The sequence below is a fragment of the Acinetobacter piscicola genome, assembly GCF_015218165.1.
GTDB classification, from domain to species: Bacteria; Pseudomonadota; Gammaproteobacteria; order Pseudomonadales; family Moraxellaceae; genus Acinetobacter; species Acinetobacter piscicola_A.
In genome coordinates this window covers 2195230-2220016 of sequence record NZ_CP048659.1, presented here as the reverse complement: position 1 = coordinate 2220016, position 24787 = coordinate 2195230, and the positions used below count along the sequence as shown (strand labels likewise).

At 37.0% G+C, this 24787-nt stretch carries 22 protein-coding genes; 12 read left to right on the top strand and 10 right to left on the bottom strand.

Annotated features, from left to right (window positions below; translation table 11 throughout):
- Window positions 1-165 precede the first annotated feature (165 nt).
- The 3 genes from G0028_RS10855 to G0028_RS10845 all read left to right on the top strand — a co-directional run bounded on the left by G0028_RS10855 (window position 166) and on the right by G0028_RS10845 (window position 2968).
- The gene (locus G0028_RS10855) at window positions 166-1944 is read left to right on the top strand and encodes an amidohydrolase (RefSeq protein WP_180046151.1); all 1779 of its coding nucleotides are present in this window, start codon (window positions 166-168) and stop codon (window positions 1942-1944) included.
- A gap of 64 nt (window positions 1945-2008) precedes the next feature.
- Window positions 2009-2743: an SMI1/KNR4 family protein gene (locus tag G0028_RS10850; RefSeq protein ID WP_180046153.1), complete on the top strand. Its 735-nt coding sequence runs from the start codon at window positions 2009-2011 to the stop codon at window positions 2741-2743.
- 111 nt (window positions 2744-2854) lie between these two features.
- Complete coding sequence (locus G0028_RS10845) at window positions 2855-2968, top strand: hypothetical protein (protein ID WP_130073328.1); 114 nt, start codon at window positions 2855-2857, stop codon at window positions 2966-2968.
- A gap of 181 nt (window positions 2969-3149) precedes the next feature.
- Here G0028_RS10845 and ilvA read toward each other — a convergent pair whose 3' ends face one another.
- Window positions 3150-4688, bottom strand: coding sequence for a threonine ammonia-lyase, biosynthetic (gene ilvA, locus G0028_RS10840; RefSeq protein WP_180046155.1), 1539 nt, complete (start codon window positions 4686-4688; stop codon window positions 3150-3152).
- A 116-nt stretch (window positions 4689-4804) separates the two neighbouring features.
- On the opposite strand from ilvA, the gene rpiA reads away from it, so the two are divergent.
- The gene (rpiA, locus tag G0028_RS10835) at window positions 4805-5476 is read left to right on the top strand and encodes a ribose-5-phosphate isomerase RpiA (protein WP_107008774.1); all 672 of its coding nucleotides are present in this window, start codon (window positions 4805-4807) and stop codon (window positions 5474-5476) included.
- Window positions 5477-5606: 130 nt separating this feature from the next.
- Entirely contained in the window at window positions 5607-6284 is a 678-nt protein-coding gene (locus G0028_RS10830) for a SprT family zinc-dependent metalloprotease (RefSeq protein ID WP_180046157.1), read from the top strand.
- A gap of 223 nt (window positions 6285-6507) precedes the next feature.
- Here G0028_RS10830 and G0028_RS10825 read toward each other — a convergent pair whose 3' ends face one another.
- The 4 genes from G0028_RS10825 to G0028_RS10810 all read right to left on the bottom strand — a co-directional run bounded on the left by G0028_RS10825 (window position 6508) and on the right by G0028_RS10810 (window position 9920).
- Complete coding sequence (locus G0028_RS10825) at window positions 6508-7065, bottom strand: lipocalin family protein (protein ID WP_130073331.1); 558 nt, start codon at window positions 7063-7065, stop codon at window positions 6508-6510.
- A 532-nt stretch (window positions 7066-7597) separates the two neighbouring features.
- Window positions 7598-8068, bottom strand: a complete 471-nt coding sequence (locus tag G0028_RS10820) for a hypothetical protein (protein WP_180046159.1) — start codon at window positions 8066-8068, stop codon at window positions 7598-7600.
- Between the two features lie 150 nt (window positions 8069-8218).
- Entirely contained in the window at window positions 8219-9139 is a 921-nt protein-coding gene (gene argF / locus G0028_RS10815; RefSeq protein WP_130073333.1) for an ornithine carbamoyltransferase, read from the bottom strand.
- Between the two features lie 124 nt (window positions 9140-9263).
- Window positions 9264-9920 carry a TetR/AcrR family transcriptional regulator gene (locus tag G0028_RS10810; protein WP_130073334.1) on the bottom strand — a complete coding sequence of 219 codons (657 nt, stop codon included), beginning with the start codon at window positions 9918-9920 and terminating at the stop codon, window positions 9264-9266.
- Between the two features lie 236 nt (window positions 9921-10156).
- Between G0028_RS10810 and prpB the strand changes: the two genes are divergently transcribed.
- Both prpB and prpC read left to right on the top strand, forming a co-directional pair.
- Window positions 10157-11041 (top strand): methylisocitrate lyase, encoded by an 885-nt coding sequence (gene prpB, locus G0028_RS10805; protein ID WP_111858393.1) that lies wholly within the window; start codon window positions 10157-10159, stop codon window positions 11039-11041.
- Window positions 11042-11043: 2 nt separating this feature from the next.
- Window positions 11044-12180 carry a 2-methylcitrate synthase gene (gene prpC, locus G0028_RS10800; RefSeq protein ID WP_180046160.1) on the top strand — a complete coding sequence of 379 codons (1137 nt, stop codon included), beginning with the start codon at window positions 11044-11046 and terminating at the stop codon, window positions 12178-12180.
- Window positions 12181-12315: 135 nt separating this feature from the next.
- On the opposite strand, the gene G0028_RS10795 is transcribed toward prpC, so the two are convergent.
- On the bottom strand, window positions 12316-13239 hold the full coding sequence (locus G0028_RS10795; RefSeq protein WP_130075431.1) for an AraC family transcriptional regulator: 924 nt from the start codon (window positions 13237-13239) through the stop codon (window positions 12316-12318).
- Window positions 13240-13423: 184 nt separating this feature from the next.
- Here G0028_RS10795 and G0028_RS10790 point away from each other — a divergent pair, with 184 nt between their 5' ends.
- A complete protein-coding gene (locus G0028_RS10790) occupies window positions 13424-14641 on the top strand; it encodes an alkane 1-monooxygenase (protein WP_130075432.1) in 1218 nt (405 codons plus the stop codon).
- A gap of 58 nt (window positions 14642-14699) precedes the next feature.
- On the opposite strand, the gene G0028_RS10785 is transcribed toward G0028_RS10790, so the two are convergent.
- A complete protein-coding gene (locus G0028_RS10785; RefSeq protein WP_130075434.1) occupies window positions 14700-15107 on the bottom strand; it encodes a hypothetical protein in 408 nt (135 codons plus the stop codon).
- A 133-nt stretch (window positions 15108-15240) separates the two neighbouring features.
- The gene (locus tag G0028_RS10780) at window positions 15241-16770 is read right to left on the bottom strand and encodes an acetyl-CoA C-acetyltransferase (protein WP_180046162.1); all 1530 of its coding nucleotides are present in this window, start codon (window positions 16768-16770) and stop codon (window positions 15241-15243) included.
- 242 nt (window positions 16771-17012) lie between these two features.
- On the opposite strand from G0028_RS10780, the gene G0028_RS10775 reads away from it, so the two are divergent.
- The 4 genes from G0028_RS10775 to dnaX all read left to right on the top strand — a co-directional run bounded on the left by G0028_RS10775 (window position 17013) and on the right by dnaX (window position 23058).
- Entirely contained in the window at window positions 17013-18404 is a 1392-nt protein-coding gene (locus G0028_RS10775; protein WP_130075437.1) for a 3-oxoacyl-ACP reductase, read from the top strand.
- A 164-nt stretch (window positions 18405-18568) separates the two neighbouring features.
- Complete coding sequence (locus tag G0028_RS10770) at window positions 18569-19423, top strand: MaoC/PaaZ C-terminal domain-containing protein (protein WP_180046164.1); 855 nt, start codon at window positions 18569-18571, stop codon at window positions 19421-19423.
- A 76-nt stretch (window positions 19424-19499) separates the two neighbouring features.
- Window positions 19500-20762: a serine hydrolase domain-containing protein gene (locus G0028_RS10765; RefSeq protein ID WP_180046166.1), complete on the top strand. Its 1263-nt coding sequence runs from the start codon at window positions 19500-19502 to the stop codon at window positions 20760-20762.
- 130 nt (window positions 20763-20892) lie between these two features.
- Entirely contained in the window at window positions 20893-23058 is a 2166-nt protein-coding gene (dnaX, locus tag G0028_RS10760; RefSeq protein WP_180046168.1) for a DNA polymerase III subunit gamma/tau, read from the top strand.
- A 1-nt stretch (window position 23059) separates the two neighbouring features.
- Here the strand turns inward: dnaX and G0028_RS10755 are convergent, their stop codons facing one another.
- Together G0028_RS10755 and G0028_RS10750 are read right to left on the bottom strand one after the other, a co-directional pair.
- Window positions 23060-23494 (bottom strand): acyl-CoA thioesterase, encoded by a 435-nt coding sequence (locus G0028_RS10755; protein WP_174492512.1) that lies wholly within the window; start codon window positions 23492-23494, stop codon window positions 23060-23062.
- 55 nt (window positions 23495-23549) lie between these two features.
- Window positions 23550-24707, bottom strand: coding sequence for an iron-containing alcohol dehydrogenase (locus tag G0028_RS10750; RefSeq protein WP_180046170.1), 1158 nt, complete (start codon window positions 24705-24707; stop codon window positions 23550-23552).
- Between the last annotated feature and the right edge of the window lie 80 nt (window positions 24708-24787).

The window sequence follows — 24787 nt, the reverse complement described above, 5'->3', positions numbered from 1 at the left end:
AAACGAGGGTTTATGCTCTTTTTCTTTATACATTTAAATCTATTGATCATGAATAAATACAAAAAATCATTTGATAAATCAAGTTTATTTTCGACATGAAAAATAAAAAATATGTTTATAATCAATCAAGCGATAAAAAATGATAATGAAATGAGGATGAGACAAATGATGCAAAATAAATTTTCTCTAGGTTTAAGTGCTTTATTATTTTCACATGTTGCATTGCTCAGTGCATGTAGTTCTACATCTTTTCAAACACAGCGAGATTTGCCACATACTTTATCAGACCAACCGCAAAATCATGGCACAAGCTCACTTCTTGTCTATGGTGGCTCTATTTTAACCATGCAGGGGGATCAGCCGCAGTATGTAGAAGCCATGTTGATTGAAGATGGAATCATTCGTTTTACTGGAAAATTAGTCGATGCTGAAAAAATAGCAGCCCAAGCGCAACGCTTAGATTTAAAAAATAAAACCGTGATTCCTGGCATTATTGATGCACATAGTCATTTAAACTCTGTAGGTATGCAACAAACGGTCGCAAACTTATATTCACCTCCTGATGGTAATGTGGTTAATATTGTAACTTTAGTTCAGGCAATGAAAAACTGGGCAGCACAAAACCCTGATTTTATTCAAGCGACTTCAGGCTGGATCATTGGTAATGGTTATGATGATGCACAATTACAAGAAAATAAGCATCCTACAGCAAGTGATTTAGATCAAGTTTCAACCACACAGCCGGTTTTGATTTTACATCAATCAGGTCATCTTGCTTCTGTGAATCATAAAGCTTTAGCATTGCTCAATATTACTTCTGCGACGAAAAATCCAGATGGGGGTGTCATTCGTCGTGTAAATGGTACAAATGAACCGAATGGCGTATTAGAGGAAAGTATTGTCATTCAAGCGATGATGCAAGCATTTAAAACTGTGCCTCCACAAATGATGGAAAAAATGGCATTAAAAGCAGTCAACACCTATGTAGAAAATGGTTATACCACTGTACAAGAAGGACGTGCAGATCATGGAACCACTGAGTTATGGCGTAGTCTAGCCAATCGAAATCAATTACCAATTGATGTGGTGTCATATCCAGATATCAGTTCTGAACAAAGTTATATGTTACAACACGGTAGCAGTAAAAATTACCAAAATCATTTTCGCATAGGTGGGGTGAAAATCAGTTTAGATGGTTCACCACAGGGTAAAACCGCATGGCTAACACAGCCTTATATAATTCCATCTGAAGGGCAAGATAAAAATTATCGGGGTTATCCTGCATTTGCACAACAACAAGATGTACAGAAAATGATTGATTTAGCATTTCAACATGATTGGCAAATTTTAGCACATGCCAATGGTGATGCAGCGATTGATCAATATCTCAGTGTGATTACAAATTCACAGAAAAATTTTCCAACAGCACAACGCCGTGATGTGATTATTCATGCACAAACGATGCGTGAAGACCAGTTAGACCAAGCTAAAAAATTAAAGCTTATTCCTTCATTTTTTTCATTACATACTTATTATTGGGGCGATTGGCATGTCGCACAAACCTTAGGTGAGCAACGTGCATCACGTATTTCGCCTACAGGTTCAGCACTTAAACGTGGCATGATCTTTACTCAACATCATGATGCACCTGTGATTCCGCCAAAAAGTATGATGGTGTTAGATGCGACGGTAAATCGCACGACACGGAGCGGTAAAGTGTTAGGTGCAGAGCAGCGAGTCAGTCCTTATATTGCCTTAAAAAGTGTGACAGATTGGGCGGCATATCAATATTTTGAGGAAAAGAAAAAAGGTACATTAGAGCAAGGGAAATATGGTGATTTTGTGATTTTAAGTGATGACCCATTGAAAATAGACAGTCAAAAAATTAAAGACATTCAAATTTTGGCAACGTATAAAGAAGGTCAACTGATTTATCAGCGCTAACTTTATATTGAACGAGTTAGCGTAGGTTATAAAATTTGCAGCGATATTGACTAAAATGGATGGCATGATGTCGGTAGTTTTACCCAAAGATTTAATTGATTTTTTAGCGATGCCATTTGAAATGGAAATGATGTGTCTACCTTGTCATTATCCAGATATCGCTTCATTTTTGGACTTTCAAGAGGGCTATCGATTTTGTGGAAACTCAGCAACTGATTTAACTGGACATCAAGCAGGGGATTGGCATCCAGATGCTTATGTTATTGCAGTGAATTATTTTGCTGATCCCTTTGTGATTTATTTGACAACGTCTGCGCAAGGTTTCCCTGTGTATTATGCTCAACATGGCGCAGGGCGTTGGGATTTTGAGAAAATTGCTGAAAATTTAGATCAGTTTCAGCAAGATTTAAAATATTTTCAAACTTTACAACAAGATAAACTAAAATTTGCAGCATATATTCAACAGCATAAAGATTTAAAAATAGAACTATGGAATGAGTTATATTGCTCATTGCAAAATACTCAAACTTCACAGTTAAATGAAAATACTGTTGTTGAAGAATATACACCTTTGATTTATGGAAAATTAATATTAACTGAAATAGGTCAGCATAAATTAAAAGTCGTGAGTTTTATCAAACAGCATTTGAAGCTAACAGGTGCTGAAGCTTTACATTGTATTCAGCAACTTCCTTTAGAGATCGACACAGGTTCACAGCAACATTGTCAATGTATACAAATACAACTCGAAAATATCGGTGCGACGACTGAATTTTTAGTCAATGAAAATCAATTTTAAATACATGTTTTATTATATGATAATGAAATATAAAGTTTTTATTTTTAATATTCGCTTTTTTGAAAACAAATAGTTAGTATGTTCATGCTGAATTTAAATTTGGATTGTAGTATGAATTTTTTAAAAAAGAAAAATAAAGCCAGTTTTGTTTTTTTCATTATTACGCTTTATTCATTTCTTGGTTTTGCTTTAGGATATATCATTTGGGAATTTATCTTAAAGTAAAATAATATTTGAAGTTTGAGTTTCTCTCCCGACCATCAAACTCAATGAAAATGAGTGTATTTCAATATGCTCATTTTTTTATTGTATAAATTTAATGACGATACATAAAAGCAATCAATAAAAAAGCCAGTCTATGATCTATAAACTGGCTTTAATATTTAAAACAATATTTGGATCAATATTATTTTAAGAAACGTTGATAACCTAAGTTATTGGTAATCTCAACATAAGGATAAGTAATCGTTTCCAATGTTTCGACTAAACCATCTGGGTTTTGCTGCGCATCTTCTGCTTCTAAGCCGACTAAAACACGTCCTTCTGCAGCACCGTGATTACGATAGTGGAACAGGGTAATGTTATGTGTTGGACCTAGACGCTCTAAGAACGTCAACAAGGCACCCGGACGTTCAGGGAACTCAACACGGAATAAACGTTCATTTTCAATGTCGGCATGACCACCGATCAAGTAGCGAATATGCAGTTTTGCCACTTCATCATCAGATAAATCATCTACGTCATAATGAAGTTTTAAAGCTTCATAGATATCGTGACGTTCTTTTTCCCCTGATTTTAAGCTGATGCCGACAAAGACTTGTGCAGCGCTCGCATCACTTGCACGGTAGTTAAACTCAGTGATATTACGCCCTTGTAAGGCACGGCAGAAATTCAGGAACGAACCTTTTTCTTCAGGAATAGTCACTGCAAAAATGGCTTCTTTACGTTCACCCAATTCTGTGCGTTCTGCGATATAGCGTAAACGGTCGAAGTTCATGTTTGCGCCACAAACAATCGACACCATGTTTTTATTTTCTAAGCCATGTGCTTCAACGTATTTTTTAATACCTGCCAAAGCCATTGCACCTGATGGTTCAACGATACTACGACATTCATCATAAGTGTCTTTGATCGCTGCACAGATTTCATCGGTATTGACCAATACAACTTCACGTTCAACGATTGGACCTGAGTTATCTGATTTTTGTAATTGAATGACTTCAAAAGGTTTTTCACCAATTTGTGCGACTGCTGTACCATCCGCAAATAAACCGACAGAAGGTAAAATCACGCGTTCATTGGCTTCAAACGCTGCTTTTAAACATGCTGACTCATCATATTCCACAGGGATTACTTTAACATGTGGCGCAACATCGCCTAAATAAGCTGCAACACCTGCGATGAGGCCGCCACCGCCGACAGCAACGAAGACATAATCGACATCACGCCATTGACGTAAAATCTCATTGGCAATGGTGCCTTGTCCAGCCATCACCAATTCATCATCATAAGGTGGAATGAACGCCATATCTTCATCTTTGGCACGTTGGATGGCATATTTATTGGCAACATCAAATGAGTCACCATGTAAAACCACTTCACCGCCTAAGCGTTTTACAGCTTGGACTTTAATGTCAGGTGTGGTTTTTGGCATCACAATAATGGCGCGAATACCCAACTTTTGTCCAGATAATGCCACGCCCTGAGCATGGTTACCCGCAGAAGCAGTAATAACGCCACGTTCCAACTGAGATTTCGGTAATTGACTGATACGGTTATAAGCACCGCGCAGTTTGAAGGAAAAGACAGGTTGCAAGTCTTCGCGTTTAAAGCGAATGTTGTTGTTTAGTTTTTCACTAATTCGTGGCGCTGCTTCGAGTGGGGTTTCGATTGCAACGTCATAGACCGTTGCCTGTAATATTTGTCGAACCAAACGAGACAGCATGTTAATTTTCCATATAACAGTTTAAAATGAGCTTTGATTGTAACAAACCCCCTGCACATTTGCGTTTTTAAATTATGCAAAAAGTGCAGAAATTTGAAAATTTATTGAGAGAAGTCATGAGCCTTTATGCATCCCAAGATGAGAAAAAACAAGCAGCAGCCAAAGCAGCTTTAAAACACTTGCCAAAAGGGGGCATTTTAGGAGTCGGTACAGGCAGTACTGTAAATTTTTTAATTGAACTTTTACCTGAGCTGCAACTTGAAGCTGCTGTGGCGAGTTCAGAAGCAACGGCTCAACGTTTGAAAAAACTCGGCATTGAAGTTGTCGATATGAACCATGTCGGTGGTTTAGATGCCTATGTCGATGGCGCAGATGAGATTGATCGTCATATGCATATGATCAAAGGGGGTGGTGCTGCGCTTACTCGTGAAAAAATTGTAGCATCCATTGCCAAGAAATTCGTGTGTATTGTGGATGATTCTAAATGGGTAGAGCAGTTAGGACGTGAATTCCCGCTACCAATCGAGGTGATTCCAATGGCGCGTTCTGCTGTGGCACGTAAAATTGTCTCTTTAGGTGGCGACCCTGTCTATCGTGAAGGCGTTGTGACTGACAATGGTAATGTGATTTTAGATGTGCATAACCTGAATATATTGAATGCTTTAGAGCTTGAAAAAACCATCAATGATATTCCGGGTGTGGTGTGTAATGGTATTTTCGCCATTAACAAAGCGGATATTGCGGTTGTTGCAACTGACAATGGTATTGAAGAGCGTACAGCGGTTTAACATGCCGTTAGTTCCCTCTCCTTTATAAAGGAGAGGGATAGGGAGAGGATTTATATGAATAATCCCCTCATCCTAACCTTCTCCCTGAGGGAGAAGGGACTCAAAATCAAATGATAAAATTTTAGAATAAATGACCCCAAACCTCCCCGAAATCCAAATCACCCATCATGCACGTGCTACTCGATTACGCTTACGTGTCGAACCGACACAGATTCGTTTAACAGTGCCTCGGTTTTGTACAAAACGTCAAATTACAGATTTTTTAAAACAATCCGAGCAATGGATGATTGAAACATGGCAGAAACAACAGGAAAAAGTCGGGAAAGTTGAGAAAGTATTGCCGACTGAACTAAAACTTTTTAATTTAAATCGTCCTTTACACATTATTTACCAAGATCAGAAAAATTCTTATATTTTTGATGATAAAAATCATCAACTTTTGATCAGTGATCGTGATTCTGCACGTTATTTAAAAGCTTTTGTGATCGCTTATGCCAAGCATTATTTACCGATTTATTTAACACAAGTTAGTGATGAAATTGGTTTAAAGTTTGCTGATTGCTCGATTCGCCAACCTAAAACCCGTTGGGGAAGCTGCACAGCTCGGCACGATATTATGTTGAATAGTGCTTTGGTTTTAGTCGATCAACATATTACTCGTTATGTTTGTGTGCATGAGTTAGCGCATACACGGCATTTTGATCATAGCCCTGCATTTTGGGCAGAAGTTGAAAGACATGATGTGCATTATAAGAATCATCGTAAAATTTTAAAAAGTGGTGTGATGCCATGGTGGTGGGTGGTTTGAATAATTACATTCAATACATAGTTTTCATATTACATAATTTTAGATAGATTTATTGGGTGTATGAAAAATATTCAGATTTACTTTGATTTAAAATAATAGGGTAAAATGGATATTAAAAAATAAACTATTAAATTCAGTTGTTTTATAGATTGTAAATAAGCAGTTTCAAGTCTATTTTCTGAAAAAAGATAGTAGGGAAAATAGACTTGAATAATAACTTTAATTATTTATGTTGAGTGTAAATAATATCATTTAATTCATAGCCTAGAGTTTTTGCATAATTAAGATATTCATCAAGAATAGATTGATCGAGTTGTGGTGTACGACTTAATACCCAAAGGTATTTTTTATTTGGTGTTCCCACTAAAGCAGTTTGGTAGTTTTCATCAAGTTTTAAAATCCAGTAGTCTCCACGTGCGATAGGCAACCAACGGATAATACTAGGTAAAAAACTCACTTTTAACTTTGAGTTTTTAGGTGTATTTTGAACAAAGGCTTCACCAATAGATTGATTTAATTTTCCATTTTTATCAAAGCATTTATTATCAACTTGGACATTACCATTGCTGTTTAATGAATAATTGGCTGTTACATTATAGTCACACATTTTCTGAAAATATAAGGGCTTGCGTGCGACTTCATGCCATTCACCTAAATATTTATTTAAATCGACTTGTTGAACAGTTGGAATGTCATCATTTCCAGCATGTACCAAAGCAGCACTTGCTAATACGATCACACCACCGATAAGTAATAATCTTCTAAAATTTGATTTTAACATGAATAATACCTATGTAAATTTTATATAGATTTAATTTAGCTGAATAAACTCAATTTTAAATTGATTTTTTATAGAGTTAAGGTAAAAATTTGTGACTATATGATTTTTTATCTATGTACATTGATGGATATTTAGATTTCTTAAATAAATTAAAATATTAACTACTAGCCTATGATGGTTATAGGTGTTATAGATATTTTTCATTAAATTTTTTAATATATTTATGATGAAGAAGTGGGGGTGATAAATTTAAATAAATTGGTATTAGTTGATTTTTTTTATATTGTAATATAATGGTTTTATTTAAATGAATATTAATGCTTTGGGTTGTATTAAATATATGAATAAAGATTATATTTCACTATATTTTTTTGTATAACTAATCATTAAAAATATATTTTACGTAATGCAAATAATGGTATGAAAACCTTCATCTAAGCAAGGGCGTTCTAGTGCATAATAATTTTTAATGCCAGAGTTTCTCTGTGGCCAAAGATAATGATTTCACAGAAAAACCCACATTATTTTCAGTTCAAAATTGACAAGAAGAATTCTTCAATTCAACAGAATATTGTTTGTCATCAGTCGATAATTTCATACGTACTTCATACGGATTTACACGTTGAAATTGATGTTCAAATAAATGAGCGCAATTTTTTGTGAGATTATCCGTAAATAGTTTTTTAATTTCTTGTGAACTCATATCTTGGCTAAATTGTTTAAAATCAGGTGAGGTAATAATGCCTTCAATTTCAATGTAATTTGGGTGTAAACGTAATTTTTCAATCAACGTGTTTTGATCAATTTGTAAAGGCAAAGTCCGAGAGTCTTCATCACTTAAATAACTGAGAACATCTTTTAATCTTTGGTTGTTTTTGATTTTATAATTGGCATCCACGATTTTGTGTTGAACTAAATAATCATCAAGTTCAGTCGCTTGGATAGTGGTGAAAAATGAGCCGATCAAAAGGCTAGAACTGAGCAAAATTGTTGTAAGTTTCATAATTAAGTCTTATTCAAAGTATGGTTTTATTATATGCAATATAGAGATGAATACTAGTGTGAAAAGTTAAGTTTCAAGTATTATTGTTTTTTGAGTCGTTGCAAAAAAAAGGCTTTGATTTACAAAGCCTTTTTAAAGTATGTTAAATGCTTATGCTTTTTTTAAATTTTCATTAATTAAAAATTCAACTAAAGCTTTCTGTGCATGTAAACGATTTTCTGCTTCGTCCCAAACCACAGCATTTTTATGGTCAAGCATATTTTCAGAAATTTCTTCACCACGATGTGCAGGGAGGCAATGCATAAATAAGCAATCAGGATGAGCTAAATCCATTAATTTCTCATTAACTTGATAGTCTGCAAAGGCTTTTTCACGGATTTTTTGCTCTTCTTCTTGCCCCATACTTGCCCAAACATCAGTGACAATTAGGTCAGCGTTTACAGCAGCATCTTCAGCAGAATCAACAAGTTCAACACAATGCCCAAATTCAGATAAAAACTCATCCTTAGGTTCATAGCCTTTTGGAGATGCAATCTTGAGTTTAAAGCCCCACATGTGCGCAGCTTCAATATAAGAATTACACATATTATTGCCATCGCCAATCCAAGCAACGGTTTTACCTTGGATTGAACCACGGTGTTCAACAAAAGTTTGAATATCAGCTAATAATTGGCACGGGTGATGGTCATCAGTTAAGGCATTAATGACAGGAACTTTTGAATATTCAGCAAAACGCTCTACGATGTCATGACCAAACGTACGGATCATCACGATATCTAACATACTTGAAATCACACGTGCCGAATCTTCGATTGGCTCACCGCGACCCAATTGTGTATCACGAGAAGATAAGAAAATCGCACTTCCACCAAATTGGCTCATACCCGCTTCAAAAGAAACACGTGTTCGCGTACTCGACTTTTCAAAAATCATTCCCATGACTTTACCAACAAAGGGTTGGAATGTTTCATTGTTATGTTGTTTTCGCTTCAGTTCTTGAGCACGCTCAATAATGCGGTTCAATTCAGCAGTAGATAGGTCACGTAGTGTTAGAAAATGTCGTAGAGCCATGGTTACTCCACAATAATTGTATAGCCAAAACCAATAAGGAGATTGACCAACAATTCATTGTTGGTTGATTAAAAACAAAGAAGAATTTTCTAATATACTATAAGAATGTTGAAATGCAAAAAAACTAGACTTTTTGATGACCTTTTAGAAAGTGATCAACGCAATATTCGATATGTTTGATGACTTCTTGTTCGGGTTTATCTACTTCTAAGCCCATCAGAACACGCCACTCAAAATCTCTTAAAATACCAAAATACATCATGGCAGAGCTATATGGATTAGTGCAGTTTAATATTCCTTGAGCATGTGAATGCTCTAAAGCTTTTGCAATAGTTAATTGAATATAATGCGCTCCCTTTTCATGAATATATAAGGCTAAATTGGGATTTTTTTGAGCTTGTTCGATAATAAGTCGAATAAAGGCAATATTTTCGGGTTTTTTAAGATGAAGATAAAAATTAATTAAGGTTTGAACAAGATAATGGCGTAAATGATCTTCTTCTGAATTATAACAAGCACAAATATCTTTAAAGAATAAGTCACGACGATAATCACAAATTGCGGTAAATAAACCTTCTTTATTACCAAAATATTTATAAATAGAGGTTTTAGAGCCACCTGCATGATTCACAATATCATCTAAAGATACAGCTTCGTAACCATGTTCTAAAAATAATTCATTCGCACTCAATAAAAGCGCTAACCGCCGTTGTTGACCTCGGCGAGTTTGTGGTTGTTCACCACAACTTATAGCGTTAATTTCTGCGAAATGTTTTTGCATAAAAATAATCGAAATACAGAATCTTTGTCATGATTATAGCAAAGAAGTCAAGAAATTTCTGTTGATAAATATAGGCTTTATTTTGTCGTGAAATACTACAATTAAAATAATGAATATAAATTCATTAATTCTTTGACTAAAGTTTTAGAGCTTTTCCCCTAAAAAGTCATGGCGGAGTAAATTTTTATGGATATACTCAAACCTCGATAAATAGATAGACCACTGTGGAAAGGAACATGACACAAGAAACGTCTGCAGGCTTAAGATTTAGACAAGCACTGGAAGTGGAAAAACCATTACAAATTATCGGTACAGTCAACGCTTATGCAGCGATGATGGCGAAACAAGTCGGCTACAAGGCGATTTATCTTTCGGGTGCGGGTGTTGCCAACTATTCTTATGGTTTACCTGACTTGGGTATGACCAGCTTAGACAACGTATTAGAAGATGTGCGTCGTATTACCGAACGTGTAGATACTCCCTTACTTGTCGATATTGACACAGGTTGGGGCGGTGCATTCAATATTGCACGTACTGTGAAACAAATGATTGCCGCAGGTGCAGCCGCTGTTCATATTGAAGACCAAGTGGCACAAAAACGTTGTGGACATCGTCCAAACAAAGAAATTGTGTCTCAACAAGAAATGGTAGATCGGATCAAAGCTGCAGTCGATGCAAAAACTGATTCAAATTTCGTAGTGATGGCACGTACAGATGCTTTACAAAAAGAAGGTTTGCAAGCGGTGATTGACCGTGCATGTGCATGTGTAGAAGCGGGTGCAGATGCAATCTTCGCTGAAGCGATGACGGATATCACCATGTATAAAACAGTCTGCGATGCAGTGGGTGTTCCTGTATTGGCAAATATTACAGAATTTGGTGATACACCGTATTACACAACGCAAGAACTCGGTGAGCAAGGGATTTCAATGGTGTTATATCCATTGTCAGCTACGCGCGCAATGCAAAAAGCAGCACTCGAAGTATTCCGTTCTATTCGTGAAAATGGTACGCAAGTGAATGTGTTAGATACCATGCAACAACGTAAAGAACTGTATGAATTCCTTGATTATCATACATTTGAAAATACATTAGACAAACTATTCACAGAAGGAAAATAAAAATGGCTGAAGGAAAAGTACTTACAGGCGCAGGCTTACGTGGTCAAGTTGCAGGTAAAACAGCATTATCTACAGTAGGTAAGAGCGGCGCAGGCTTAACTTACCGTGGTTATGATGTGCAAGATCTTGCTGAAAATTGCCAATTTGAAGAAGTCGCTTATTTAATCTTCTTTGGTGAATTGCCTACAACTGAACAGTTGACTGCATATAAAGCAAAATTGAAATCACTTCGCCAATTACCACAAGCATTGAAAGAAGTTTTAGAACGTATTCCTGCTGACTCACACCCAATGGATGTGATGCGCACAGGTGTTTCAATGCTGGGTAACCTTGAAACTGAAAAATCATTTGCTGAACAGCAAGATGTTGCAGACCGCATTTTAGCGACTTTACCTGCAATCATTTGCTACTGGTACCGTTTTAGCCATGATGGCGTACGTATCGAAGAAAATACAGATGACGATTCAATTGGCGCGCAATTCTTACATTTACTTCGTGGTGAAAAACCAAACGAATTGCATGAACAAGTGATGAATGTATCACTGATTCTGTATGCAGAGCATGAGTTTAACGCATCGACATTCACAGCACGTGTATGTGCTTCGACGCTTTCTGATATGCATTCTTGTATTACAGGTGCAATTGGTTCACTTCGTGGTCCACTCCATGGTGGTGCAAACGAAGCTGCGATGGAAATGATCGAAAACTGGACGTCACCTGAAGAAGCTGAACGTGAAATGTTGGGTAAACTTGAACGTAAAGAAAAGATCATGGGCTTTGGTCATGCGATCTACAAAGATAATGACCCACGTAACGGCATCATCAAAATCTGGTCTGAGCGTTTAGCGAAAGATGTCGGTGACACTGTACTTTATCCAGTATCAGTACGTTGCGAAGAAGTGATGTGGCGTGAGAAGAAATTATTCTGTAACGCAGACTTCTTCCATGCATCTGCTTATCATTTCATGGGAATTGCAACCAAACTGTTCACACCAATCTTTGTGATGAGCCGTGTAACAGGTTGGGCCGCACATGTAATGGAACAACGTGCAGACAACCGTATTATTCGTCCAAGTGCAGACTACACAGGACCTGAACTACGTAAAGTTGTCCCAATTGCTGAGCGTTCTGCTGCGTAATTTGTATAAAGTTTAGGGTTTGAATAGTTAAAATAGAGCCTCAAAATGAGGCTCTATTTTTATATTAATGGAGAGAAAAATACTGGTTTTTATTATTATAAATAATCTCAGTATTTTTTAGCATTCGTAGTAATTTTAATTGATTTGATTGCGATATTGACTTGGACTGATTTCAAATTGTTTTTTAAAGGCTTGGCTAAATGCAGTTTCTGACGAATAGCCGACTTGATGAGCAATTTGCTGTATGCTAAGTTGCCCTTGTTTTAACAGTTGACTTGCAAGACGCAAACGATGTTGTTGTAAATAAGCAAGTGGTGTTTCACCGACGACTTGATTGAATAAATTGGCAAATTTTGAACGTGACATGCAACATTGTTCCGCTAAGCTTTCAACCGTCCATGCAATATGGGGTTGACTGTGAATGACAGCTAAGGCATTCGATAGTTCAGGATGAATTAAGGCATTTAACCAATTATTTTGATCTTGTAGCTGCTCAATATAGTCACGTACACATTCAATCATCATAATACTCACCAGATGATCTAAAATTTTATTTTTACCTGCCAAAGTCCGTTGTGTATCTGAAGCCACAAAATATAAACCGATACGTAACCATTCAGGTGCTGAATCACTTAAAGCATTTTTAATATGTAAATAAGGGGGAAGCGCATTGACGAGCGGGCGTGCCATGATGGCATTAAGATGGCATCTCACCGTAAGAATTAAAGTTTTTTCATTGCTACCTTGTCCAAATTCAATCGCATCTTGCCTTAAGCCACAAAATAAAGGTGCAATATCTAAAGATTCTAAGAGCTTATGTTCAATTTGATTAGATACTGAATGTGTTAGACCTGCTGGGATTAAAATCATATCTCCAGTGTTTAAATCAATCGTTAAGTTTTTAGAAAACTGTAGATGTGCTGTACCATATAAAACAATATGTGTAATGACAGCATCTTGTGCGCAACTATGGAATGCCCAATCTCCTTGTGCTTGTAGATACAGGTATTCCGAATGGTTGAGATGAATATCATCAAAAATTTTACTGAGCGCATCCATAAACAAATAATAATTTAAATTTCAAGAATAAAATATGAGGTGGATATTAAAACATGTGCTTGAAGGACAATCTCTAGCTTAAATAAGCCAAGGACTTTTTCATAGCTTTTTTGGACGCTGACAACTGTTTTGTCTCGCCTAATTGCATAAATATAGCGATAAGAAATATAAGGAAGAATTTACGATGAATGCACCTATTTCATTGAGTGAACAGCAGTTACAGGAAATATCGACTAAATCTGTTTTACAACTCGACAAAAAACGCTATTTATGGGCAATTAGTCCTGCATTGCCCATTATTGGTATTGGAATTTTAGCAGGCTATCAATTTGCACCAAAGCCATTTAAAAAAGTTTTTGCTTTGGGTGGTCCCATTGTTTTGCATATCATCATTCCAACGATCGACACCATTGTTGGACAAGACAATAATAATCCTTCAACTGAAGATATTAAATTACTTGAGCAAGATCCTTATTATTCACGACTCGTGAAAACGTTTATTCCTCTGCAATATGTTGCCAATATTTATGCATGTTATTTAACGAGTCGTAAAACAACTTCTTTTGTTGATAAAATTTTATTGGGTATTTCAATGGGTGCAATTAATGGTATTGCAGTGAATACCGCGCATGAATTGAGCCATAAATCGAATCGTATTGACCATATTCTATCACATTTGGCGCTTGTACCTACAGGTTATAATCATTTCCGTGTTGAACACCCGTATGGTCATCACAAACGCGCTGCAACCCCTGAAGACCCAGCATCATCTAAAATGGGCGAAACTTTTTATGAGTTTTTACCTCGTACAGTCGTTGGTTCGTTTAAATCAGCGATTGAAATTGAAAAAAATCGTTTAAAACGTAAAGGCTTAGAGTTTTGGTCTAAAGAGAATGAACTTTTACAAGGTTGGGCGATGAGTGCAGGTTTTCACGCTTCAATGCTGAAATTATTTGGAACATCAACGCTTCCTTATTTATTGACGCAATCGGCGTATGGTATTAGCTTATTTGAAATTATTAATTATATTGAACACTATGGTTTACTGCGTCAGAAAGATGAAAATGGTAAATATGAACGTACCATGCCTGAACATAGTTGGAATAATAACAACATCGTGACCAATCTATTTTTATATCAATTACAACGTCATTCAGATCATCACGCATATCCAACACGTCCATTCCAAGCGTTGCGTCATTTTGACGAAGCGCCTGAGTTGCCAAGTGGTTATGCAAGTATGTTATTGCCTGCATTGATCCCATCTTTATGGTTTAAAATTATGGATCAGCGTGTATTTGATCACTATAACGGCGATTTAAACAAAGCCAATATTTATCCAAAACGTCGTGCAAAATTATTTAAAAAGTTTGGTGTCATTGATAAACTATTGAATCAATAGTGCTGTATTCTTGAGTGAAAAAGAGACCCATATTGTAGGTCTCTTTTTATTGAAATTTTTAAGATAATTTTTGAATATGAACGGATAAGTTTCTCTCGTCATCATTAACAACAAAAATAATTTTTTGATTAAAAACAGTCAAATCATATCCTTGATTTAAAATTTTCCATGATTTTATGAAATCCCGCATATTTGAAAATTGAAATTCAACAAAAAACACTCGCTCAAAAGCAATATAGTAGTAATCATATATATCTAATAATTTACTCATTTCCTCCTCTAACTCAATACAATTTAAGATCACTTTCCCTACGGAATTAATTTTATAATATTCTTTAATTTTCTCATAAATTTCAGGATAACCATCAAAATACTCTTTTATGGAAATATTTTCCACGCCTTCAAGTTGGCTCATAAAATGTTTAATTTTGTTTTTCAATACTAATACTTTTAATCTTTCATTCATAGGTAACCTGAATATCACACCCAAAATCAGCCACTCTTAAAAAGTGATAATTTCATTATTAGAAGAATAAAAATCCCCACAAGATTGATCTTATAGGGATTCATATATTCGGGTTTATTTCAAAAGTAGAAGATTATTTCTCTACAATCGCTGTTACACCTTGACCGCCCGCAGCACAGATCGACACTAAAATCTTACCTGAACCTTTTTGGTTTAAGATTTTTGCAGCAGTTGCCAAAATACGACCACCTGTTGCAGCAAATGGATGACCCGCAGCAAGTGAAGAACCATGGATATTGAGTTTCGCCATATCAATTGAACCTAAAGGTGCGTCTAAACCTAAACGTTCTTTACAGAATTTTGGATCTTCCCAAGCTTTTAATGTAGATAACACTTGTGATGCAAATGCTTCATGGATTTCATAATAATCAAAATCTTGAAGTTTCATATTTGCACGTTCAAGCATACGAGGAACTGCATAAGCAGGCGCCATGAGTAAGCCTTCTTTTTTACCCACAAAGTCAACGGCAGCCGTTTCTGAGAATGATAAGTAAGCAAGTACTTCATGACCATTGGCTTTTGCCCATTCTTCAGATGCGAGTAAGACCACAGAAGCACCGTCAGTTAATGGCGTAGAGTTACCTGCAGTCATCGTTGCATTTTCGCCTTTACCAAAAGCAGGCTTTAATTTTGCAAGTTTTTCTACAGAAGAATCAGCACGTAAGTTGTTGTCACGCTCAAGACCCATAAATGGTGTGATTAAGTCATCAAAGAAACCATCTTCGTAAGCTTTTGCCATTTTTTGATGTGAAGATGCAGCAAGCTGATCTTGTGCTTCACGAGAAATACCCCATTCAAGCGCAGTAATCGCTTGATGGTCACCCATAGATAAACCTGTACGTGGCTCACCATTTTTAGGTGCATCTAATAAATCTTTTATGTTGATTTTTGTTAATGCTTTTAGACGATCTTTACCCGTTTTTGCAATATTCAACTCTAGTAAAGCTTTACGTAAACCATCACCAAATGCAATTGGTGCATCAGAAGTTGTATCTACACCACCTGCAATACCGACTTCAATTTGACCTAAAGCAATTTTATTGGCAACGGCAAAAGCAGCTTGTAAACCTGTGCCACACGCTTGTTGTAAATCATAAGCTGGTGTTTCTGGTGCAAGTTGAGTGTTTAATACACATTCACGTGTCATGTTAAAGTCACGGCTGTGTTTAAGCACTGCACCCGCAACAACTTCACCTAAACGTTGATCTTGTAATTTATAACGCTCAACTAAACCATTGAGTGCAGCAGTTAACATGTCAATGTTGGTTGCTTTAAAATAAGCGCCATTTGAACGTGCAAATGGAATACGGTTGCCACCAAGAATTGCAACACGGCGAATAGTATTTTGACTCATGATTTTTCCCTGTGAAACAGAAGTTTGAGACGTCGATGGAGATGTTGCTGGATCAGCTTTTTGTGTTGTAGAAGCAGTGCTTTTACGTGTAGTAGTACTTGTTGTACGGCGTGGTTTACTGTTGCTATTTGTTGTACGAGCAGCAGTGCCAGTGCTTTTAGTTGAACGAGTACGTGGCTTTGATGTATTTGACACTTCTTCCGCAGTAGAATTTTGAACTGTTGGATTTTCTTGAGTTGTTTTGCTCATAAGGCTTTTCCAAGCATGTGGCTAATCTTCTTGATGTTAACATTACCATAATTGAAGAAGTGCGGAATTGACTAAAATGACATTTGCCAAAGCATTCAGGTCAAGACATGAAGTCTTTAACTCAAGTATTATTTAACTGAAACATAATAAGTCTATTAAAATATAAGTATCTGACATTAAACTTGAAGTTAATGGATACCTGCAGACTTATTAAAAAATTTATTTACTGAGAGATTATTACCATGACTGATCAATACCAAGCATTTTCTAAATCCCCAATTGGTAAATTTGTCATCAAAAATTTAGGTTTACCATCACCTGTTTCTTTAGATCGTTTTGAATCAGCAACACCTGTTATCAAAGGTGCAGTGTTGCTAGGTGCTGCACCGAATAGCCTATTTTCAAGTGAAATTGCGCAAGTATTAAGTAATATTCATGCAAATAGTTATGTGGGTAATAATGTTGAGCTACAGCAAGAAGCGGCAAAAGTAGGTTTAACTGTTGGTGCATTTAACGAAGGTGATAAAGAGTCTAAATTTAAAGCTGTTGTTTTTGATGCTTCAGGTATTCAAAACTCAGAACAATTACACGAACTCCATAAATTCTTTAATCCAATCGCACGTCAAATTCAAAACTCAGGGCGTGTGATCGTGATCGGTCTAACACCAGAATCTGCACCTACAGTGAAACAAGCAATTGCTCAGCGCGCTTTGGAAGGTTTTGTAAAGGCAGTAGGTAAAGAATTTAAAAAAGGAATCGCTGCGGATTTAATTCTTGTCGATGCTGATGCGGCAAAAAATTTAGAATCTTCATTACGTTTCTTGATTTCACCACGTTCTGCTTATGTTTCTGGTCAAGTGATCCATGTTTCAAATGCAAAAGTTGTTGATGTTGATTGGGCAAAACCACTTGCAGGTAAAACAGCGTTGGTGACAGGTGCAAGCCGTGGGATTGGTGAAGCAATCGCCCATGTACTGTCACGTGATGGTGCGCATGTGATTTGTTTAGATGTCCCACAACAACAAGCAGATTTAGATCGTGTTGCAAGTGAAATTGGTGGATCAACATTAGCCATTGATATTACAGCAGCAGATGCAGGTGAAAAAATTAAAGCGGCTGCGGCTGCACAAGGTGGTTTAGATGTGATCGTGCATAATGCAGGGGTTACACGTGACAAAACTTTGGCAAATATGAAACCTGAAATGTGGGATCTTGTAATTAACATTAACTTGTCTGCGGCTGAGCGTATCAATGACTATTTATTGGCAAATGAAGGTCTAAATGCCAATGGTCGTATTGTATGTGTCTCTTCAATTTCAGGTATTGCAGGTAATTTAGGTCAAACGAACTATGCGGCGTCTAAAGCAGGTGTGATTGGTTTGGTGAAATTTACTGCACCTATTTTAAAAGATGGCATTACCATTAATGCGGTTGCACCTGGTTTTATTGAAACGCAAATGACGGCTGCAATTCCATTTGCAATTCGTGAAGCAGGTCGTCGTATGAACTCGATGAGCCAAGGTGGTCAACCTGTTGATGTTGCTGAAACTATTGCACTCTTTGCTGCAACAGCTTCTACAGGTTTAAATGGCAATATTGTTCGTGTATGTGGTCAAAGCTTGTTAGGTGCTTAATAACGAGCCTCTAAATTTCCTTTCCTGATCTTTAAAGGAGAGGATTAGGCAGAGGTAGGGTTATTTATAAATTAAAAATGAGATAGTTTTGCCCCTTATCCCAGTCTTCTTTCTGAGGGAGACGGGGTTTTAAATATCGAAATAAAACATTTCAAAGGTCTAGTATGAATACTCGCCATTTTAGTCAACTGCCAAAACCTTATGTTGCTTATGCAAAAGTTGTACAAGGTTTAATCATTAAAAAGCCGAAAGGTGAAAAAGTGCTACCACAAGTTGAATATGTGGTGGATTCTTTACAAGTCGACCAACAACATTTAAGAGCATATAACGAAGTTTGTGGCTTTAAAAATAATGGTTATATTCCAGCGATTTATTTGGCTGTATTGTCACAAAGTTTGCAAATGCATATGATGACAACAGAAGCATTTCCATTTGCAATTTTAGGTTTGGTACATATCCGTAACCAAATTAAACAGACACGTAAAATTGGTGTGAATGAAAAGATCACGTTGTCATGTCAATTTGGTGAAGTACAACCGCATGATAAGGGTCTACAATTTGATTTTATTACCACTGCAAAAGTGGGTAATGAAGTGGTGATGGAAGGATTAACCACCTATTTATCACGCCAAAAAACCGATGGGGCTGCTGTAGAAAAAGCCAAAGAAAGTAAAGCGCCTAATTATCAAGTACAAGCGGTATGGGATGTTCCAGAAAATACAGGTCGCCGTTATGCAAAAACTTCGGGTGACTTTAACTTGATTCATATTCATGCGTTGACAGCAAAAGCCTTTGGTTTTAAACAGGCGATTGCACATGGCATGTGGAGTAAAGCACGTGCTTTGGCAAGCTTAACTTTACCAGAAGCTTATGAAGCCGATGTGTATTTTAAACTACCAATGTTCTTACCTTCAAAGGTTGAGTTTTTGACAGCGACTCAAGGATCAGCAACTGATTTTCTGATTCAAAATGAAAAATCGCATAAACCACATGTTACAGGTGTAGTCAAAGCACAATAAAATCAAATAAGATAGAAAGCCTAAGTCGAGATGATTTAGGCTTTTTTTTGAGTGGAATAAAAATAAGGGTTTGAGTATGAGTGCAATTAAGGAAATTATATTTGCCGATAAGAAAAACTATCAAGGCGATGTTGATGAAAGATTTATAGATTTAGCAGAACAATTTAGTCGTTTACAAGATGGTCGTACTCAATTTGGTGGCGCTGCATTAGTGGTGTATTTTCAAGGTCAAAAAGTTGTAGATATTTTTACGGGTAAAAAATCAGAAACGGAAAATTGGAACAATCAAACATTATCGGTTTGTTATTCAACAGGAAAAGGTGTCTTAGCCACATTAGCACATATTTTAGTGAGTGAAGGTTTTTTAGACTATGAGACGCCAGTGGCGCAATATTGGTCTGAATTTGGTCAAAATGGTAAAAAACAGATCACGTTACGTCATATTCTCAGTCACCAAAGTGGTTTGTTCGATATTCGTAATTTGATTGAACAAGCAAAAGAGATGGCCGATTGGCAACATATGTTAAAAGTGATGGAGCAAGCGACTCCGCGTTTTGCTGTAGGTGAAGATATTGCCTATCAAGCACTTACTTTTGGTTGGCTCGTGGGTGGTGTGTTGGAAAAAGCTACAGGACAACCTTTAAGATGGTTAATGCAAAAGTATTTAGTCGATCCTTTAGCACTTGATGGCGCTTATTTTGGTGTGCCGAGTGGGGAATTGGCACGAGTTGCACGATTAATTCCACAAGTAAAAGCGCACGTGGCAGAGCAGAGTAGCAAGCCTAAGCATCATAAGAAGAAACATAAAACATCATTTTCAGACAAACTGATTGAACTGAGTGGGCAAAATCCACAAGACTTTTTAGATGCAATGGTGCCCAAAGGTATGCGTGATTTTAGCTTTTTTAGTGATGAAGGCTTACAAGCCATTATTCCTGCTGCAAATGGTGTTTTTACTGCTGAAAGTCTAGCGAAAATCTATGCAATGTTAGCCAATCAAGGTGTTTGGAATGATCAAACCTTGATTAAACCTGAAATTTTTAAAGAATTAAGCACGATTCAAACGATCAAACGTGATCGTGTTATGCCAATTCCAATGAAGTGGCGTTTGGGGTATCACCGTGTCATTACCATGGGGAAACGTGCGAAAAAAGGCTTCGGACATATGGGATATAATGGCTCGGGTGCTTGGTGTGACCCACAGCGAGGGCTCAGTTTTGCCTATACACATAACTTTCAAATTGCTTCAATCACAGGTGATTATCGCTTGTGGGGGCTGACTCAAGAAGCTTTGCGTTGTGCTGATGCTGAACTGAAAGGCAGTAAAGGGTGGTTTTAACATCCTTTGATTTTATATTTTACTGATCATAAGATTGTTAGATATTTCAGCGATTACCATCTTCAAAGACATTCTTCATTCACTAATGAGCAAAAAAACAGTATCCTTAACGCTGTAATGAGGAGCTTTCATGTATCAGGTACTTGCACGTAAATATCGCCCGCGAAATTTTAATGAATTGGTTGGACAAAATCACGTTTCACGTGCATTAACCAGTGCATTGGATCGTGGTCGTTTACATCATGCTTACTTGTTTACGGGAACGCGAGGTGTGGGGAAAACCACCATCGCTCGTATTTTAGCCAAATGTCTAAACTGCGAAACGGGCGTAACGTCTACGCCGTGTGAAGTCTGTGCAACCTGTAAAGCAGTCAATGAAGGTCGTTTTATTGACCTAATTGAAATTGATGCGGCGTCACGTACCAAAGTTGAAGATACTCGTGAATTATTGGATAACGTTCCTTATGCACCGACACAAGGGCGGTTCAAGGTTTATCTGATCGATGAAGTGCATATGTTGTCTACGCATTCTTTTAATGCTTTATTGAAAACATTGGAAGAACCGCCTGCACATGTCAAATTTTTATTTGCCACAACAGATCCACAAAAACTTCCGATTACGGTGATTTCGCGTTGTTTGCAATTCACCTTGCGCCCTTTGGCCGTCGATGAAATTACTCATCATTTAACGGATATTCTAGCCAAAGAAAGTATTCAGTCTGAACAAGATGCGATTTGGCAAATTGCGGAATCGGCACAGGGTTCCTTACGTGATGCATTGTCTTTGACCGATCAAGCGATTGCCTATGGTCAAGGTGCGATTCATCATCAAGATGTCAAAGAAATGCTGGGGCTGATTGATCGAACCATTATCTATGATTTGATTCTGGCGATTCATCAAAATCAGCGTGAGCATGTCAGTCAGCTTTTATTGCAATTTAGACAGCAAGCTTTGGATGTCTCGTTGGTTTTAGATCAATTTATTTCAACATTACATGAATTAGCAATGTTGCAATATCTACCTGATTTAAGCTTGAAATATAGTGCTGAGATCAATAAAAAAATCATGACATTATCACAATTGGTTTCTGCACAGGACATCCAGTTGTATTATCAGATTGCCTGTAAGGGACGTGCAGATCTGCAATTGGCGGTGACGCAGGAACAAGGCTTTGAAATGACGGTCTTGCGTTTATTGGCATTCCGTCCTTTGCAAGCCAATGAAATTGTGGTTTCAGAGCCAAGAACTGTTCAGTCGTCTTTAGTTGTGGAACAAGCTATTGAATCTCATCCCATCATTGAGCAAAACCTTGAATCTGAAACAAAACCTGATATTCAAGAACAGCATAACGCTGAACAAAATTATTTTGTTGAACATGTTGATGATCATCAAATTCAGACAGCGACTACACTTTCACATATTGAGCATTCACCTGAAAGTATTGCGCCTGTCGCTGAACAGCTTGAGCCTGTTGAACTAACATCGACAACTGAAATGCCAAATACGCAAGATTTAGCAGCTATTGCAGAATCTGCAAACATTGAGCAGGCTCAGGACTTAAGTATTGGCATTGAATCTGAAACATCGTTAGTACAACGCACTGAAAATATTGAAGTGCTCAATGAAACTCAAGGTTTACAGGATACAGATGAACTCGCTTTAACTTCATTTGGCACGGATTTTTCTGAAAATGTTGCAACAACAAATACTGCCGCAACTGAAGAAGTTTTCTTCCTTGCCTCAGAAATGGATGAAGCAAAACCTGTAGCACAGTTGCATGAGGTGGTTGATGTTGGGACTGAATCCATCACCAAAACTCAGCCGCAGAATCCAGTTACCGCCGAGATCGAACCACATCAACATCATTCACAGCAAACGCCACAAGACATTTTACAGCTTGCGCCACAGCAACTCGAAGGTGAATGGGATGTCAATAAATGGGAATACTGGTTTAGAAACAGTGATTTGTCACCTGCAGTGCAGGAGTTGGCACAACATGGTTTGATGATTGGAATGATTAATGGTCATTCTACGTTTCAAATTTCCAAGCAATATGAAAATTTATTAAATCAAACTCAACATGCGCTAGAGTCATCACTTAAACAACAATGGTCGAGTACTGTGTTTAATGTGCAATATGGTGAGGTCGAAAGTACCACACCATTTCATATGCAAAATGAACGTAAGGCACGTGCCTATGATCGAGCAACAGAGATGTTACATGCTGAGCCTGTGATCAAAAGCTTATTGCAAGCTTTTGAGGGTGAGTTGCAAAATATTCAATTGAAAGTTTAGGTTATTTCATTAAATAATCCTGTAAAGCATCTCGCATTTGATGTGGAATCGGGGTGCTTTTTTTTGTTTCACGCTCAACGAATACATGTACAAAGTGACCTTGTGCAGAGGCTTCATTTTGCCCTTGTTTAAAAATGGCTAAATCATAAGTCAATGAAGAAGTACCTATTTTAGAGATTGCTACACCGACTTCAATGACTTCTGGATAGGTGAGTTCTTGTAAAAAGTCGCAAGCTGAATTGACAACTAAACCAATAATGGGGGACTGGTGAATATCAAAACCTGTTTTTTGAATCAAGAGAGCATTGGCTGCGGTATCAAAATAACTATAGTAAGTGACATTGTTGACATGCCCATAAATGTCATTATCAGCCCATCGGGTTTGAATCGGGAATAAAAAACAATATTGAGTGCGAGTTTTAACTTCTGGTTTCATATTTTTCATCTAATTTAATTAATAATAATTTGGTACGTTACTAATAAATATTCACTTAATAAATTTCTTGGTAAATTTTTAAAGCGTGTGATTGAGTCATTTCTCTTGGATTGTTTTGTAATAAACGTGTTTGTAACATGGCATCTTCAGCTAACTGCTCTAACATATTTTCAGGAACATGGAGTTGATTGAGCTTTAAGGTTAAACCACTGCTGTCTAAATGACGTTGCATATGATCAATAAATAAATCACATAAACCATCTGTACTACCTTTGCTATAAGGGTCTAGATATTGCATTAATTCAGCATAGAGTTGCTTGGCATGTGGAGCATTAAACTTTAAAACTTCTAATAAAACTAAGGCATTGGTATGTCCATGGGATAAATGAAAATGTCCGCCAAGTGGATAAGCCAAAGCATGTACAGCGCCCACAGGCGCATTGGCAAATGCCTGACCTGCAAGCATGGAACCCAATAACATATTTTGTCGCGCTTCTGAGTTTGAGCCATCTTTGAGCACCAAGGGTAAATTTTTATTTAACAGCTTCAAGGCTTGTTTAGCGAGCATATCTGCATAAAAATTCTTTTTAATTTTAGAGGTATAGGCTTCAATCGCATGTACCATGGCATCAATACCCGTTGCCGCAGTAATATGTGCAGGTAAACCGACTGTGAAATTGGCATCCAAAATTGCAATATCTGCATATAAAATAGGTGCCACAATACCTGTTTTGGTGGTTTCTCCAGTCGTCACAATGGAAATAGGTGTGACTTCGGAACCTGTACCCGCAGTTGTTGGCACTAAAATTAAGGGTAAGCGAGGCGCCTGTGCGTTATTTACACCATATAAGTCTTGAATACTTTGTTGTTGTTTTGGGTCTGCTAAAATCGCAATGACTTTTGCGACATCCATTGAGCTGCCACCCCCAAACCCGATGACGACATCCACCTGTTCACGCTTTGCATAACTGACCGCATCTAAAATAATATCTTCAGCAGGGTCGGCTTGTACCTCTGAATAAATCACATAATCTAAGCTTAATTGTTCAAGGATCTCTAAAATTGGACGATGCAAATGATGTTGAATCATCCCAGCATCCGTGACGAGTAAGAGTTTTTTATAATTTTTTATTTTTAAAATGTTGTGTAATTCTTGAATTGAGCCTAAACCTGAAATGATATTGGCAACAGTTTGAAATTGAAAATGACGCATATGTATTATCCTTAATCTATCATCATAAAATAAACATTATTGTTTTGTCGTACTATGGGATTCATTCGTTAAATAACTTA

Bases quoted from the DNA above. Each gene is read 5' to 3' on its own strand.
- G0028_RS10825 (WP_130073331.1), bottom strand. From the start codon at position 7,065: ATGTTAAAATCAAATTTTAGAAGATTATTACTTATCGGTGGTGTGATC.
- G0028_RS10830 (WP_180046157.1), top strand. From the start codon at position 5,607: ATGACCCCAAACCTCCCCGAAATCCAAATCACCCATCATGCACGTGCT.
- G0028_RS10810 (WP_130073334.1), bottom strand. From the start codon at position 9,920: ATGCAAAAACATTTCGCAGAAATTAACGCTATAAGTTGTGGTGAACAA.
- rpiA (WP_107008774.1), top strand. From the start codon at position 4,805: ATGAGCCTTTATGCATCCCAAGATGAGAAAAAACAAGCAGCAGCCAAA.
- G0028_RS10850 (WP_180046153.1), top strand. From the start codon at position 2,009: ATGATGTCGGTAGTTTTACCCAAAGATTTAATTGATTTTTTAGCGATG.
- G0028_RS10855 (WP_180046151.1), top strand. From the start codon at position 166: ATGATGCAAAATAAATTTTCTCTAGGTTTAAGTGCTTTATTATTTTCA.
- G0028_RS10765 (WP_180046166.1), top strand. From the start codon at position 19,500: ATGAGTGCAATTAAGGAAATTATATTTGCCGATAAGAAAAACTATCAA.
- dnaX (WP_180046168.1), top strand. From the start codon at position 20,893: ATGTATCAGGTACTTGCACGTAAATATCGCCCGCGAAATTTTAATGAA.
- prpB (WP_111858393.1), top strand. From the start codon at position 10,157: ATGACACAAGAAACGTCTGCAGGCTTAAGATTTAGACAAGCACTGGAA.
- G0028_RS10770 (WP_180046164.1), top strand. From the start codon at position 18,569: ATGAATACTCGCCATTTTAGTCAACTGCCAAAACCTTATGTTGCTTAT.
- G0028_RS10785 (WP_130075434.1), bottom strand. From the start codon at position 15,107: ATGAATGAAAGATTAAAAGTATTAGTATTGAAAAACAAAATTAAACAT.
- G0028_RS10845 (WP_130073328.1), top strand. From the start codon at position 2,855: ATGAATTTTTTAAAAAAGAAAAATAAAGCCAGTTTTGTTTTTTTCATT.
- G0028_RS10790 (WP_130075432.1), top strand. From the start codon at position 13,424: ATGAATGCACCTATTTCATTGAGTGAACAGCAGTTACAGGAAATATCG.
- G0028_RS10795 (WP_130075431.1), bottom strand. From the start codon at position 13,239: ATGGATGCGCTCAGTAAAATTTTTGATGATATTCATCTCAACCATTCG.
- G0028_RS10775 (WP_130075437.1), top strand. From the start codon at position 17,013: ATGACTGATCAATACCAAGCATTTTCTAAATCCCCAATTGGTAAATTT.
- G0028_RS10750 (WP_180046170.1), bottom strand. From the start codon at position 24,707: ATGCGTCATTTTCAATTTCAAACTGTTGCCAATATCATTTCAGGTTTA.
- G0028_RS10755 (WP_174492512.1), bottom strand. From the start codon at position 23,494: ATGAAACCAGAAGTTAAAACTCGCACTCAATATTGTTTTTTATTCCCG.
- prpC (WP_180046160.1), top strand. From the start codon at position 11,044: ATGGCTGAAGGAAAAGTACTTACAGGCGCAGGCTTACGTGGTCAAGTT.
- ilvA (WP_180046155.1), bottom strand. From the start codon at position 4,688: ATGCTGTCTCGTTTGGTTCGACAAATATTACAGGCAACGGTCTATGAC.
- G0028_RS10780 (WP_180046162.1), bottom strand. From the start codon at position 16,770: ATGAGCAAAACAACTCAAGAAAATCCAACAGTTCAAAATTCTACTGCG.
- argF (WP_130073333.1), bottom strand. From the start codon at position 9,139: ATGGCTCTACGACATTTTCTAACACTACGTGACCTATCTACTGCTGAA.
- G0028_RS10820 (WP_180046159.1), bottom strand. From the start codon at position 8,068: ATGAAACTTACAACAATTTTGCTCAGTTCTAGCCTTTTGATCGGCTCA.